This window comes from Porphyromonas sp. oral taxon 275 (genome assembly GCF_018127745.1).
Lineage (GTDB): Bacteria > Bacteroidota > Bacteroidia > Bacteroidales > Porphyromonadaceae > Porphyromonas.
The window spans coordinates 211,510-225,989 of sequence record NZ_CP072333.1 but is presented as its reverse complement, the minus strand read 5'-3'; the positions used below and the strand labels follow the sequence as shown (position 1 = coordinate 225,989).

Sequence of the window (14,480 nt, the reverse complement as noted above, 5' to 3'; positions counted from 1 at the left end):
CGCTAGCGGCTAGGGAGGAGGCGCTGCTCCAGCTCACCCTCGAGGCAGATATCCTTGACGCGCAGCTGCAGGAAGCTCTGGGCGTAGAAGTTGTTCTCCTCGAGCTCGTAGCACAGCGCGAAGGCCTCGTGGCGCGCCAAGGCCCCTGCGTAGCGAGCGCCACCGAGGGCGAAGCCGTGCAGCGGACGTATGCGCTGGTAGTAGTCCGTCAGGCGGAGGTTGAGGTGCTGCAGGCTGCGGCCGACCGCGCGCGAGCCGCCCGCGTCCCTCAGGCGGTGTGTCATGAAGAGCGGGCGCTCATTGTTCGTACCGAAGGGATAGAGCATGTCCAGCTGCCTCAGCAGCGTCTTGGTAATCTCCTGCGGCTGGAGCTCGGCGTCGACCTCGAGGGTGGGCAGGAAGCGCGCCTGCTCACCCGCCGTATGGGCATAGGCCTCGATGCGCTCGGCGAAGAGCTCGAGACGGTCGGGGTGAACGGTCATTCCCGCGGCGAAGGTATGCCCGCCGAAGTTCTCCAGACAGTCCTCACAGGCCTGTATCGCAGCATAGAGGTCGAAGCCTCCCGAGCTACGCGCCGAGCCCGCGAGCCAGTCGCCCGAGCGCGCGAGGATGATGACGGGGCGGTGCAGTCGGTCCGCTAGGCGTGCCGCCACAATACCCATGACGCCCTTGTTCCACTCGGGGTGGTAGAGGACGAGGATCTTGCGCTCCAAGAGGGCGGGCTGGCTCTCCACCAGCGCCAGCGCCTGGCGCGTGACCTCCTGATCGAGGTCCTGACGCTGGCGATTGTAGTCGTCGAGGATCTGGCTCTGAGCCTCGGCCGTGCGGGCGTCCTCGGCGATGAGGAGCTTGACGGACTCAGCCCCGTGCGCCATGCGCCCTGCGGCATTGATGCGCGGGCCTAGCTCGTAGTAGATGCTGGCCATATCCACATGCCCCAGGCGCACCTTGCCACGACGCATGAGATAGGAGATGCCGACCGAGGGGGAGGTATTGAGCTGGCGCAGGCCATGGTAGCAGAGGATGCGGTTCTCCCCGAGGATGGACACGCGATCCTGGGCAATGCTCAGCACGAGGAGCTCTAGGTGGGCGAAAAGCTGACTCAGCGGATGCCCGAGCTGCTGAGCCAGTCCCTGCAGGAGCTTGAAGGCCAGTCCGCATCCCGAGAGCTCGGTGAAGGGATAGGTATTGTCAGCTCGCTTGGGATTGAGGAGCGCCACAGCCTGCGGCAGCGTCTCGTCGGGCTTATGGTGATCGCAGATGATGAAGTCGACGCCGAGCGTGCGGGCGTAGGCTACCTCCTCGACGGCCTTAGTACCCGTATCTACGGCGATGATGAGCTGGACACCTGCCTCGGCGGCCTCAGCCACGCGCGCCGAGGTGACGCCGTAGCCCTCGTCATAGCGGTCGGGGATATGGTAGCGCAGCTGGTCGGGGGCACAGTAAGCACGGAGATAGCGATAGAGCAGCGCCACGGCCGTGGTGCCGTCGACATCGTAGTCGCCGTAGATGAGAATCTTGTCCCGACGCTCCAGCGCGAGGCTGAGGCGCGCCACAGCGGCCTGCATGTCCTGCATGAGGAAGGGATCGTGCAGCTCCTCGAGGCGCGGATGGAAGAAGCGCTCCGCCTCCTCCACCGAGCGCACGCCGCGCTCGACCAGGAGGCGCCCCATCGCGGGATAGAGCCCGAGGCTATGGGCGAGGCTACGCCCTAGCTCCTCGTCCTCGTCGCTCAGGGCGCATAGCTGCCAGCGATGCTCGGTAGGCCTCACTTGTCGCTGGAGTTGTTCGTAGGACGGAGGAGGTAGTAGCGCTCACGCTCCTTGGCGCCCACGGAGTCCTTGATGCGCAGCACCTGATAGGTCTTGCCCGCGTGCTGCTGCTCGCGGGAGGAGAGGATAGCCTCACGTGCCGTCTCATGCCAGTGCTGCTCCACCAGCAGGGCATCCGAGGCTGAGCGCACCTGGATGGCCTTGTCCCAGCTCTCACCCGTACCCGTATGGCTGATCATGCTCATCAGCTCGACCAGCTGGTACATGTAGGTGTTGAACTTCCCATCCTTGAGGTGCAGCGAGAGGTCGCAGGCACGCTTGATCAGGGGGAGGTAAGTCGGCGTACGCCACAGGCCCTGCTGGACGACCTTGAGCGCCTCAGCAAAGCGGCTGCGATCGATCAGCGAGTCCGCCTCGCGCTCTATGTGCTCGAGGAAGGAGCCCGTATCCTTGCGGTCCGAGACGGCAAAGTAAAGCTCGTGGAGCTCGCTCGTGGTGAGCGTCGTGTCGGCACGTCGGAAGCGCGTCGTCAGCAGCTCGGAGGCCTGCACGCCGAGGTCACTGACCTGCTGCATGGGGCGGTCGCCACCCGTACGCAGACGGAGGCTATCCTGGCGCATCTGCTCGAGCTGCTCCTCGCTGGGGGCATAGCTGCGTACGTAGCTGCGGCCGCGGGAGGAGTGCTTGCCCCTACCCTTGGATTTGCTCTTAGACTTGCTGGAGCTCTTGCTTGAGCTTTTGCTCTTGGACTTCTTAGGAGTCTGGCTGCGGCTGCTCTTCTTGGCACTCGCGCTGGTCTTAGGCTTGCTGCGGCGTGCGGCCGTGGCATCGGGCAGGGATAGCGTGAGCGTCAGGAGCGCTAGGAGTGCGGTGAGGAAGCGACGTATGAGGTGCATATGCGATGTAGTCTATTTAATGATGCGACGGGATACCAGCTAGATAACGGCGCAGTGCCCGCTACTCGTATCCCTCGTGAGGGCGAAGGCTCAAGGGGCCTCAGACCCCTACTTCGCTATACAAAGATACGAATATCGCACCGAGCACTCCCACAGCCTCGCGACGTGGGCGCAAGCGCACCGAGCGCGCCAAGCTCAGCCCGAGCGACTTAGCCCCTCGCCCTCGAGGCTCCCCCACCGCAGCCCGAGGTGGGCTGCCCCAGCCTCAGGAAGGGGCTCCAAGAAGCGCGCTGCACCTCACCTCTCTGAGATCGGGACGAAGGGCCAGACAAGGTCAGAGCAAAGCGCCGCCCAAGGGGGAGGGGCGCTGAGGGATATCAGTGGGCGCGCTGAGGGACGTCGATGGCGAGCGTGAGGGATAGCCGTCAGCCTCTTGAGGGGTAGCCCTCAGCGCGCGGGGAGCCCGAGCGCCTCACGACGCAGGAGGGGGAGTAGCCTGGCTCCGACGGGCACGCAGTCCGCTGCCCTTTGGCTATCTTTGCTAGGCTAAGGACTACACCGAGCAAGACATCATCAGATCACAACCCCTATGACACAGCGCACGACCAGCCTCTTCACCCTCTCGGCGGTGATGCTGAGCTTCTTTGCCATGGGCTTCGTGGACCTAGTGGGCATTGCCTCCAACTACGTCCAGAAGGACCTAGGCCTCAGCGACAGCGAGGCCAACCTCTTTCCCTCGCTCGTCTTCTTCTGGTTCCTCCTCTGCTCCGTCCCGACGAGCATGGTGATGAATAGGATCGGGCGCAAGAATACCGTCCTCGTGAGCCTCGTCCTGACGGTGCTCTCGCTCTTCATCCCCCTCCTCGGGGAAAGCTACTGGGTGATGCTCCTAGCCTTCTCGCTCCTGGGGATAGGCAATGCCATCATGCAGACCTCGCTCAACCCACTGCTGAGTGACCTCATCAGCCCCGACAAGCTGGCCAGCAGCCTGACCTTCGGGCAGTTCGTCAAGGCCATAGCCTCCTTCCTCGCTCCGCTTATCGCCTCCTGGGGCGCGACGCAGGTCCTCCCCGAGCTCGGGCTAGGCTGGCGCATCCTCTTCCCCATCTATGCCACTATCGGCATCCTCAGCGTGCTGGCGCTGAACGCCACGCGCCTCGAGCACGAGAGCCCCAGTGCCTCGGTAAGCCTCGCGAACTGTCTGCGCCTGCTGGGCCGCCCCAGCATCCTCCTCTGCTTCCTGGGGATCATGTGCCACGTGGGGATAGACGTGGGGACGAATACCGTAGCGCCCAAGATCCTCATGGAGCGCCTCGGGCTGAGCCTCAACGAGGCCGCCTTCGCCACGATGCTCTACTTCATCTTCCGCACAGCGGGCTGCCTGACGGGCTCCATCCTGCTGCGCCGCACCTCGAGCCGTAGCCTCCTCGGGCTCAGCGCCCTGATGATGCTCGTGGCGATGGGGATCCTCGCACTCTCACACCAAGCGATGCTACTCTACATCGCCATAGCGCTGGTAGGCCTGGGCAATAGCAACGTCTTCTCCATCGTCTTCGCGGAGGCCCTCGGCAGGGAGCCCGAGCACAAGAATGAGGTCAGTGGGCTGATGATCATGGGGGTCTTCGGAGGGACAGTCTTCCCCCTCCTCATGGGCTATGCCAGCGACTGGATGGGGCAGATGGGCGCCGTCCTGGTCAAGCTCCTCGGCGTGCTCTACCTCCTCTTCCTGACGACGAAGATGAAGAAGTAGCCCGCAGGCAGCAGCACGCCCAGCCGAGGCCGCGCCGCATCGCCTCCCGCACTAAGCGCTAAAGGACAGGGCCCCGCGCTCCAGCCCCACGAGGGTGAGGATAAAGCGCGGGGCCCTGTCTTAGCTTGAGCTAGCCTAGCGCCATGGGGCGCTGGGTGCCTTAGCCTACGGGAAAGAGGCCTATGGGGCAGCACTCAGAGGCCCTAGGCTCCTCGGGATTATCCCTATCTTTGTCCCGAGGCCTCCCCGAGGGAGGAGCGCGAGGGTGAGGGGGCAATACACGTCCCGAGCCCCGCTGTGCGTTCCTCCCTTGATCACCCCTACATATATAATGTATAGCCCCCGTCCCCTATGACCCGATACCGCCGCTGGCTCTATAGCCTCGCCCTCCTCATCCTCGCCCCCCTAGGGCTCCTCGGTCAGAGCCACGAGCGCGACAGTCTCGCCGAGCAGCAGCGTCAGGCCCAGTACCTGGCTCTCATCGACTCTAGCTTCGTCGCTGGCGGCCGTGGGGACTATGCGCTGGCCAGCCGACAGCTGCGCGAGGCCCTGCGTCTCTACCCCCGCACGGCGATGAGCCCCATGCTGCTCAACAACCTCGGCGGCCTGCAGCAGCTCCAGGGCGACACCGCCGCCGCCCTCCTCTCCTACACCGCGGCCCTCGAGCAAGACCCGCAGGAGGCGACCACGCGCTTCAACCGCGCCAAGCTCTTCGTCCGCATGAAGCGCCCCAAGGCCGCCCTCACCGACTTCGCCCTTCTTATCGCCCAGGAGCCCAAGAACGAGCTCTACCGCTACCAGCGCGCCATGCTCTACCTCCTGCAGCAGGACTACGCCGCTGCTGAGCTCGACCTCAAGGGCATCATCGAGCAGAACGCCGCCAGCCTCAAGGCCCGCATCGGCTACGCGCTCCTAGAGACCATGCGGGGCAACTACAGCGAGGCCGAGCGCCTCTACGCCTACCTCGTGGACAAGCTGCCGCGCAATGCCGAGGTCTACGAGGGCCGAGCCCGTATGTATCTGGCGCGCGGCATGCGCGGCTTCGCCCAGCGCGACATCAACCTCGCCCTAGAGCACTCGGGGGCGAAGCCCTCCAGCACGCTCTACAGGCTACGTGCCGAGCTGGCTCAGGTCGAGGGCAATATGCGCCTGGCTGCCGAGTCGCTCCGCCGCGCCGAGGAGCTAGAGCGCAGCGGCCTCTAAGCACCTAGCACACCACCCTCCGACCTTAGCCCCGCCCAAGCCCTCCCGCCTCCATGAGCTCCCCCCAAGCCCCCTTCCTAGAGCAGGTCGCCGCACACTTCCTCGCCGAGGACCTCGACCGTTACCTCTTCGTCTTCCCGTCCAAGCGCGCCCAGAGCTTCTTCCGTCACTACCTCGGACAGCTCTCAAGCGAGCGGCCGATCTTCGCCCCCGAGCTCTGCACGATGAGCGAGTTCGTCGGTCGCCTCGTACCCGAGCGCCGTGTGCTGGATAGGACGGCGCAGCTCTTCGAGCTCTACGAGGCCTACCGCGAGGTACGCCCTGCCGAGGAGGTCGAGTCCTTCGATGACTTCGTCTACTGGGGCAACATCATCCTGCAGGACTTTGACCTCATCGACCGCTACCTCGTGGATCCGACGAGTCTATACCGTAATATCAGTGATCTGAAGGCTTTGGAGGGGAACTTCTTCGACTATTGGGAGGCGGCTGAGGAGGAAGAGACGCTGGAGGAGCTCCAGGCACTCTGCGAGGCCTTCTGGCAGATCTTCGGCAGTCCTCACAAGGGCAAGGCCGCCTCCGAGGAGGAGGTCTCGGAGCGCTTCCTCGCCTTCTGGCGCTGCCTGGCACCCCTATACTACCGCTTTGCCGAGCGGCTCGAGGCGGCGGGCTACACGACGGACGGCTACCGCTATCGCCTGGCGAATCACGAGCTGGAGGAACGTCTGGAGCTATTGGATGGAGAGAAGCAATGCGTCTTCGTAGGGCTCTTCACCGTGCCGCGGGCTGAGCGGCGCATCCTGCGTCACCTAGCCGAGCGCGGGCAGGCAGCCTTCTGCTGGGACCGCAGGGTACAGATCGTGGCGGACAAGGAGCACCCCGCGCACCGCTACCTCGCCCGCCTCAGTGAGCGCCTCGGAGCCGAGGTCAAGGGGCGGTGGAACGACCCCGACGTGCCGCTCCTCCCCCAGCAGATCACCCGCCTCATCACCTCGGGACGCATCGCCGAGACCAAGGTGCTACCCAGTCTCCTCACCGAGCACCTAGGGCTCTCCCCCGAGGAGGGCGCCCTCGACACCGCCATCATCCTCCCGGACGAAGGGCAGCTGCTGGCGGTAGCGAACGCCTTGCCCGAGAGCTTCCAGCAGATCAACATCACCCTTGGCTTCCCTCTGGAGCGCACCCCGATCGCGCTGCTCCTGCAGCGCTGGATGCAGCTGCACGACTATGCCCAGCTGCAGCAGACGCGCGGCTCCTACCCTGCCGACCGCGTCCTCAGCCTCATCGGCCTGCGCCTCATCTCACAGTCCGCGCCCCTCATGGCGGCACTCATCGGCAGGCTCCGCCGTGGGCGCTTCCACATCACGACGCAGCGGCTCTTCGCTCTCAGCGGGGAGCTGGCCGCCCAGCTGCCTAGCGAGGAGGCCACCGACACCGAGCGCCAGATCCAGCTGCTGCACCTGCTCTTCGACCCCATCGATAGCCCGCTGGAGCTGCTGGAGCGCCTCGAGCGCATCCTACAGCTCCTGCAGGAGGAGCTGCTGAGCCGTGAGCTAGCACGTCGGGAAGAAGAAGCAGAAGGGGGTGAAGGGCTGGAGGCCGAGGCGTCAGAGGAGGCCAGCGAAGCCTTCGACCTAGAGTTCGTCTACCACTACCAGCGCCTCTTGACGCGCCTCAGTGACCTCATCAAGAGCAAGGCCGAGCGCGTGGCGCTGAGCGTACAGACGACGATCGGGCTGCTGGACGAACTGGTACGGCTGGTGACGATCCCCTTCGAAGGCAACCCACTGCGAGGCATCCAGGTGATGGGACTTATGGAGACGCGCGGCATCCAGCTGGAGCACATGATCTACCTCTCGGCTCAGGACGATGTGCTGCCGCGGGATCAGTACACGCACAGCCTGATCCCCGTGAGCCTACGCCGAGCCTTCGGCCTACCGACAGGCAGCGCCGATGATCCCGGGAGCGACTATACCTTCTTCCAGACCATAGCGCGGGCGCGCCGACTGGTCTTCATCGCCTCGCCCAGTGACCCGATGGGCAGCCAGAGCGAGGAGAGCCGCTACATCAAGCTCCTCCGCTATGTCTACGACTGCCCCATAGAGACGCTGCAGCTGCAGCTGCGGAGTCGCCGTCAGCCGCCGAGGCTCATCGTCCAGCCCAAGACGCCTCAGGTAATGGCGGAGCTAGCGAAGTACCTCGGCGACGAGAGCACACCGCCGAGCCAGCACCTATCCCCCTCGCGCCTCAAGGACTACCTCCTCTGCCCCCTCTCCTTCTACTATAAGAGCGTGCTCAGCATCTCGGAGGAGGACGAGCCCGAGCTGATGATGCGGGCCAATGACTTCGGCACCGTCTACCACGAGGTCATGGAGTGCATCTACGAGAAGCGCCGCGGACATCTCCTAGACGCTCAGGACTTCGCCAGCGCACGGCAGGAGCTCGACCGCCTCGTAGAGGAGAGCTACGCGAAGCTCTATGAGCTGAAGGACACGCAGCAGCTCAGCCCCCTCGACCAGCTCTATGTCCACATGATCAAGCGCTACGTACAGCGCAGCCTCGAGGTGGACGGCAGCACGCCCCAGCTACAAATCGAGGCGGGCGAGGCCGAGCTCTCGATCAGCTACCCCCTAGAGCTCGGGACGGCAGGACGCTGTGTGGGGCTCAAGGGACGTATCGACCGCATCGACAGCTGTGCCGCGGGGGAGGATAGCCTCGGCGCGCCGCGCCACTACCGCGTCGTAGACTATAAGACGGGCCAGGATAGGCTCAGCCTCAAGGGCGAAGGGATAGAGAGCCTCATGCTAGCGGACAACAAGGCCATCCTGCAGACGCTCTTCTACTGCCTCCTCGTCCTGCATGACCGCCCCGACAGCTACGATGCCACACGGCTCTACCCTGTCATCTACCTCCTGCGCGGGGACGCTGGCCTCGTCAAGAGGGGCGCCCAGTACGACGGGCGCATCAAGGGGCTGGAGCGCCTCCTCACCGCTTCCAGCGCGGCCGCAGAAGACAGCGAGGAGGCAGACAAGCCTGCCAAGGGCAAGGGCAAGGCTAAGCGCTCCGCTACGCCCCTCTCCTACGGCGCCGTGCAGACACCCTTCGAGGCCTTCCTGCGGCAGCAACTTAGCGAACTCTTCGACCCTGCCGTCCCCTTTGTCCAGACTGAGGACGCTAAGTCCTGCGAGCACTGCAGCTTCCGCAGCCTATGCGGTCGCTAGAATAGCGCTACCTTTGCACGGAGCCCCGAGGACCTAGGGACTAAGGCGACGAGCCGCACGCTGACCGCCACGCCCCCTCGCTCGGGACGGACGGGGTGCACGGCCCTTGAGCTTCGTCCCCAGCCCCGATGCTCCACCCCCACACTCGGCTCACAGCCCTCACTACAAGCCCTCATAGATGTCACGCCTCTTCCTCCTCGACGCCTACGCGCTGATCTACCGCGCCTACTACGCCTTCATCAAGAACCCGCGCATCGATAGCTCGGGACGCAATACCTCCGCTGTCTTCGGCTTCGTCCTCATGCTGGAGGATCTGCTGGGTAAGGCACAGCCCGACGAACTGGCGGTCGTCTTCGACCCCAAGGGTGGCACCTTCCGCCACCGCGAGTACCCCGAGTACAAGGCGCAGCGCGAGGAGACGCCCGAGGGCATACGTATCGCCGTGCCGCTGATCCGCCAGCTGCTGGAGGCCTACCGCATCCCCGCTGTCGAGGTGGAGGACTTCGAGGCGGACGACGTCATCGGCACGCTCAGCCAGCAGGCCGCCGCCGCAGGGCAGGAGGTCTATATGGTCACCCCCGACAAGGACTACGGGCAGCTCGTCGGCCCCCAGGTATGGATGTACCGCCCTGCCACGGGCGGCGGCTACGAGCTTTGGGGCGAGGAGGAGATCAAGGAGAAGTACGGCCTACAGCACCCCAGCCAGGTCATCGACTACCTCGCCCTGCTGGGGGACAAAGTGGATAACATCCCCGGCTGTAAGGGCATAGGGGAGAAGGGCGCGCAGAAGCTCCTCGCCGAGTACGGCAGCGTCGAGGAGCTGCTGGCCCACGCCCAGGACATCAAGGGTGCCACAGGGCGCAAGCTCCTAGAGGGCGCCGACGACATCCGCCTCTCCTACTACCTAGCGACCATCCGCCGCGACGTGCCTATCCACTACGAGCCGGGGGCCTGGAGCCTGCAGCCCAAGGATGAGGAGGCGGTACGTGCGCTCTTCGAGGAACTAGAGTTCCGCACGCTCCTTAGCCGTGTCCTCGGCTCGAAGCCCGCCCCCGCCCCCAAGGCTCCCGCCCTACCCGCGGAGGATCTCTTCGCCAGCCTCGAGGAGACGGAGGAGGCCGCGACCCCTGCCCCCACCGAGCTGGCGCCCCTACGCATCGAGCTACTGACGGAGGAGACGCTGGAGGCCTTCGTCCAGCGCGCCGCTGGGGCCAGTGTCCTCACCTTCGACAGCGAGACCACGAGCGTAGACCCGCTGACGGCCGAGCTCGTCGCCCTGACCTTCGCCCTGGACGACAGTTGCACCTATTACCTCGACATCCCCGCCGAGCGTAGCGCCGCCCTTGCGCTCCTCGAGCGCCTACGTCCGCTCTTTGCCTCCACGTGCTCGCTCAAGGTCGGGCAGAACCTCAAGTACGACCTACAGGTGCTGCTCAGCTACGGCATCGAGGTCTCGGGCGAGCTCTTCGACACCATGATCGCCCACTATCTGCTCTATCCCGACATGCGTCACGGGCTGGATGAGCTGGCGGATAAGTTCCTCGGCTACCAGATGATGAGCTTCGAGGAGCTGATCGCGCCGCAGAGTACTAAGCACTTCGACCTACGCCAAGTAGCCCCCGAGCGCCTGCAGTACTACGCCTCGGAGGATACGCACATCACCTATCAGCTCTACCGCTACCTACGTGAGCGCCTCGAGGCCGCCCAGCTCACAGACCTCTTCCGCGAGGTGGAGATGCCACTGCTACGCGTGCTGCTACGCATAGAGCGCACGGGGGTACGCCTCGACAAGGACTGCCTCGCCCGTCAGGGAGCCGCCCTCGAGAAGCGCCTCAGCGAACTGGAAGAGGAGATCAACACCCTCATCGGCCACCCGATCAACATCAATAGCAGCAAGCAGGTAGGCGAGGCGCTCTTCGACGAGCTGCAGATCGTGGAGAAGCCCAAGAAGACGAAGACCGGCGGCTACACCACGAGCGAAGAGGTACTGGAGAAGCTCCGCGACAAGCATCCCGTCGTGGAGAAGATCCTCGACTACCGCGGGGTGAAGAAGCTGCTCAGTACCTACATCGACACCCTGCCCGAGCAGACCTACCCCGACGGCAAGATCCACACGACCTTCAACCAAACGATCGCCGCCACAGGACGCCTCTCCAGCAGCAACCCCAACATACAGAACATCCCCATCCGCACCCCCGAGGGACGCGCCATCCGCGAGGCCTTCGTCCCCGAGCCGGGCTGCACCTTCCTCTCGGCTGACTACTCGCAGATCGAGCTCCGACTGATGGCGCACTTCAGCCAGGACGAGGCTCTGATCGAGGCCTTCCGTTCGGGGCAGGACGTCCATCAGGCCACTGCGGCCAAGATCTACGGCCTCAGCCTCGAGGAGGTCACTAGCGACATGCGCCGCAGAGCCAAGACGGCCAACTTCGGCATCATCTACGGCATCTCGGCCTTCGGCCTCAGTGAGCGCCTCTCCATCTCGCGCAAGGAGGCCAAGGAGCTCATCGATGGCTACTTCGCCTCCTACCCCGGCGTCGCCCGCTACATGCACGAGGTGGTCGAGCAGGCCAAGCGGCAGGGCTATGTCTCCACCCTCCTAGGCCGCCGACGCTCCCTGCCCGACATCAACAGCGCCAACGCCGTCGTACGCGGCTATGCCGAGCGCAACGCCATCAACGCCCCGCTGCAGGGCTCGGCCGCCGACCTCATCAAGATCGCCATGATACGCCTCGAGGAGGAGCTGCGCAGCCGTGGCCTACGCTCCGAGATCCTGCTGCAGGTGCATGACGAACTCAATCTCAACGTCCCCCTCGACGAACTCGACGAAGTCACCCACCTCGTACGCACGACGATGGAGGCCGTCTACCCCGAGCTGCGTGTCCCGCTCGAGGTAAGCATCGGCACGGGAGCCAACTGGCTGGAGGCGCACTAAGCTACCCGCTGCCACCCATCCTCCAGCACCTTCACCCTAAAAAGGCCCGAGGGGGCACACCGCAGCTGCGGTGTGCCCCCTCGGGCGTTTTGGGTCTGTCCCGCGTCCTTAGCGGGTGATGGCCTTGAGCCAGGCAAAGAGCTCGTTCAGGGCATAGTCGCCGCTGTGGGGACGGTTCCACGGGAGCTTGAAGTCCACGGCTCGCCCATGCTTACGGAGCTGAGCCGCGAGGTTGATCACGATGGAGAAGGCCGTGTCTCGGTCCCGAGCTCCATGGCGGAGATACCAGTAGGGGGCATTCGTCGCCTGGGCATCCCCGATGAAGCCCATAGGGTTCATCAGGCGCACACGCTCCAGGAGCTCGGCGCTGAGCTTAGCCCCCGTCTTGCCTGCCGCCCATGAGGTGAAGTTGGCATCCGATCCGCGGGCGTCGCCGAAGAGGCCATTCTCGCCGCTTGCCTCAGCGCCATCCACCTGATAGCTATCGAAGGCGGGGACGCCCTTGAGCGGCTGCGTGGTCACGACATAGTTCAGGTACTTCTCTAGGTCAAGTCCCGTGATGTACTCCCCTTGCTGAGGCGCACCGCGACGCATCCCCCGAGGGGCGAACGGTAGCCCCGCTGGAGCTGGGGGCTGCCCCACACCGCCATTGATCGGCGCCTGAAAGGCCGCCTGCGCCGAGAAGCTGAAGCCCAGCGTATCGGCGATGCTCGCCCCAGCATCCTTCGCTGCCTGAGCGCTCTCGATGAGGAGCTCCTTGATGTAGTCTCGGTAGTTATCTGCGGTCAGCGCCCTGCCGTCGGGTCTGGCTAGGCCCAGCGAGTTGAGGTAGGCGGGGAACTGTGCCGCCAGCTCCTGGGCTAGCTGTCGCTGCGCCTCGGGCAACGCCTGGCGGCTGGCCGTCCCCCCGTAGAGCCATTCGTAGGCCATATCGGCATGCTCTAGGTCGGTAATGGGGCAGAAGCAGACACTGGCGAAGACATCGTCCCGCTCCTCGGCGGCGCCCATAGCCTTCAGGAGCGGAGCGTAGGCAGGATGATTGCCCGTGGCACCTACGAGGGCGGACATCGCCCCTCCCGCGCTCGTGCCGTCGATGATGATCTTCTCCGTGTCTCCTGGGAGCTCTCGGTCGAAGTGGCGGAGGTAGCGCACGGCGGCCTTGAGGTCGAGCAGCCCCTTGGGTGCACGCCCCGTATAGAGGGTCTGCTTCCCCTGCTTGACGGTAGAGCGACGGCCGCGGCTCCCGGGGATGACCAGGACGTAGCCCTCTGCCAAGGCGCGGCCGCTGGCATCGGCAGCCTGAGGATAGCCCGCCGCGCTCTCCATATACCCGCCGATGTAGGTGCGGACGAAGATGGGCGTCTGCTCTGTCGCCCCCTCGGGGACGAAGACGTTGAGATACTGATAGGTGGAGTCCTCCACCTGGGAGACGAAGTACTGCTTCGTGTAGGCCGTATAGTGCACGATGCGCCCGTCGGGCATCGTCAGGCTGGACTTAGTGCGCTGACTGGCGTCGAATTTCAGTGGGGCCTGAGGCTTGGCCTGCGCCGAGACCATGCAGGCAGCGCCCAGCAGCGCTAGGATGCTTTCTCTCTTCATTATCTGATACCTTGTCTGATGATGCATTCCCTCTGCCCACACACGCGCTCGCCACCCTAGTCTCTACGGCTAGAGCACAGTCGGAGCATCGAGGGCTCGCGATGCCCTAAAGGTACAAAAGTCCTCCAAAAAACATCGAGCCGCCTCTCAAGGCCCTCTTCCCCGAGCTCGGTATCCCGCTGGAGCTAAGCATCGGCACGGGGGCCAACTGGCTGGAGGCGCACTAAGCCACCCGCTGTCCCCCGTCCGCCAGCTCCTCCACCCGAATACGCCCGAGGGGGCACACCGCAGCTGCGGAGTGCCCCCTCGGGCTTTTTGTGTCTGTTCTGTCCTTAGCTGGCGCGAGCGCAAGCCCCATCTGCTTCTTGTCTCAAGGAGTCGCACCCCCGCTCCGAGCGGGATGGCTTGCCTCGTCGCCTTACACCCGCAGCTCCGCCCGCCTACTACTGGGGCGAGGCTGAGGGATATCCCTCACAGCCGTCCGACCTATCAGTGATGGCGCTGACTGGTACCCCTCAGCGCGTTGACTGATATCCCTAAACGCAGCCGACACCTATCCCTCACGGAGCTGAGGGCCATTCCACGCTGCAAAGCAGGTGGCAAGCTAGCCTAGCGAAAGGTAACAGAGAAGGAGTAGCCGAACTAAAGAGAGCCTTCGCGAGACGCTGCTATGGGTGCGCCTTGATAAAGGCATCTATTCTGTCCTTGAGCTCCTGTGCTTGCGCTCTGTTTACCTCGTCTCTACGCTCCTTGACCCTTCTTTTCTCTACCCATACTACCTGCACACTGTGCTCCAGAACATATTTTTTGATTGGTGCATGCGTCTTCCCCCTTGACCGAGCCGCGGTCACAAGAATATCATAGTCTTTCTCTTGAAAATGCCTAACACTCTCCTCTGTCACCTCTTCAAGATCCCCAGGGGTAGCCACATAAACCGTCTTACCTTGGTAAGAGATAAGTACCCTTCGATCCTTAGTCAAAGGCGAAGGGGCTTCTACCCCCTGCAAGAGCTGGATTAGAAGGTTAAGCGTCGTTGTCTTCCCGGAATTATAAACTCCCTGGAGAACAATTACAAGCTTCTGCTTCGTAGTGCTTGAATTCATAGTC

General features: G+C 64.1%; 8 protein-coding genes. 4 read left to right on the top strand and 4 right to left on the bottom strand.

Annotation, left to right across the window (positions count from 1 at the left end; all coding sequences use genetic code 11):
- Window positions 1-2: 2 nt before the first annotated feature.
- Window positions 3-1,772, bottom strand: coding sequence for a single-stranded-DNA-specific exonuclease RecJ (recJ, locus tag J4862_RS00865; protein WP_249107431.1), 1,770 nt, complete (start codon window positions 1,770-1,772; stop codon window positions 3-5).
- Complete coding sequence (locus J4862_RS00860) at window positions 1,769-2,668, bottom strand: DUF4919 domain-containing protein (protein WP_211788866.1); 900 nt, start codon at window positions 2,666-2,668, stop codon at window positions 1,769-1,771. Before J4862_RS00860 ends, recJ begins: the two co-directional genes overlap by 4 nt.
- A gap of 589 nt (window positions 2,669-3,257) precedes the next feature.
- Here J4862_RS00860 and J4862_RS00855 point away from each other — a divergent pair.
- The 4 genes from J4862_RS00855 (at window position 3,258) to polA (ending at window position 11,774) form a co-directional block, all read left to right on the top strand.
- Window positions 3,258-4,418, top strand: a complete 1,161-nt coding sequence (locus J4862_RS00855) for an MFS transporter (RefSeq protein WP_211788865.1) — start codon at window positions 3,258-3,260, stop codon at window positions 4,416-4,418.
- 351 nt (window positions 4,419-4,769) lie between these two features.
- Window positions 4,770-5,621: a lipopolysaccharide assembly protein LapB gene (locus J4862_RS00850; RefSeq protein WP_211788864.1), complete on the top strand. Its 852-nt coding sequence runs from the start codon at window positions 4,770-4,772 to the stop codon at window positions 5,619-5,621.
- 53 nt (window positions 5,622-5,674) lie between these two features.
- Window positions 5,675-8,839 carry a PD-(D/E)XK nuclease family protein gene (locus tag J4862_RS00845; protein WP_211788863.1) on the top strand — a complete coding sequence of 1,055 codons (3,165 nt, stop codon included), beginning with the start codon at window positions 5,675-5,677 and terminating at the stop codon, window positions 8,837-8,839.
- A 178-nt stretch (window positions 8,840-9,017) separates the two neighbouring features.
- Window positions 9,018-11,774 (top strand): DNA polymerase I, encoded by a 2,757-nt coding sequence (gene polA / locus J4862_RS00840; protein WP_211788862.1) that lies wholly within the window; start codon window positions 9,018-9,020, stop codon window positions 11,772-11,774.
- 108 nt (window positions 11,775-11,882) lie between these two features.
- Here the strand turns inward: polA and J4862_RS00835 are convergent, their stop codons facing one another.
- Window positions 11,883-13,373 carry a carboxylesterase family protein gene (locus tag J4862_RS00835; RefSeq protein WP_211788861.1) on the bottom strand — a complete coding sequence of 497 codons (1,491 nt, stop codon included), beginning with the start codon at window positions 13,371-13,373 and terminating at the stop codon, window positions 11,883-11,885.
- A gap of 668 nt (window positions 13,374-14,041) precedes the next feature.
- Window positions 14,042-14,476: a GTPase gene (locus tag J4862_RS00830; RefSeq protein WP_211788860.1), complete on the bottom strand. Its 435-nt coding sequence runs from the start codon at window positions 14,474-14,476 to the stop codon at window positions 14,042-14,044.
- Window positions 14,477-14,480: the final 4 nt, after the last annotated feature.

Bases quoted from the DNA above. Each gene is read 5' to 3' on its own strand.
- J4862_RS00860 (WP_211788866.1), bottom strand. From the start codon at position 2,668: ATGCACCTCATACGTCGCTTCCTCACCGCACTCCTAGCGCTCCTGACG.
- J4862_RS00855 (WP_211788865.1), top strand. From the start codon at position 3,258: ATGACACAGCGCACGACCAGCCTCTTCACCCTCTCGGCGGTGATGCTG.
- J4862_RS00850 (WP_211788864.1), top strand. From the start codon at position 4,770: ATGACCCGATACCGCCGCTGGCTCTATAGCCTCGCCCTCCTCATCCTC.
- J4862_RS00845 (WP_211788863.1), top strand. From the start codon at position 5,675: ATGAGCTCCCCCCAAGCCCCCTTCCTAGAGCAGGTCGCCGCACACTTC.
- polA (WP_211788862.1), top strand. From the start codon at position 9,018: ATGTCACGCCTCTTCCTCCTCGACGCCTACGCGCTGATCTACCGCGCC.
- J4862_RS00835 (WP_211788861.1), bottom strand. From the start codon at position 13,373: ATGAAGAGAGAAAGCATCCTAGCGCTGCTGGGCGCTGCCTGCATGGTC.
- J4862_RS00830 (WP_211788860.1), bottom strand. From the start codon at position 14,476: ATGAATTCAAGCACTACGAAGCAGAAGCTTGTAATTGTTCTCCAGGGA.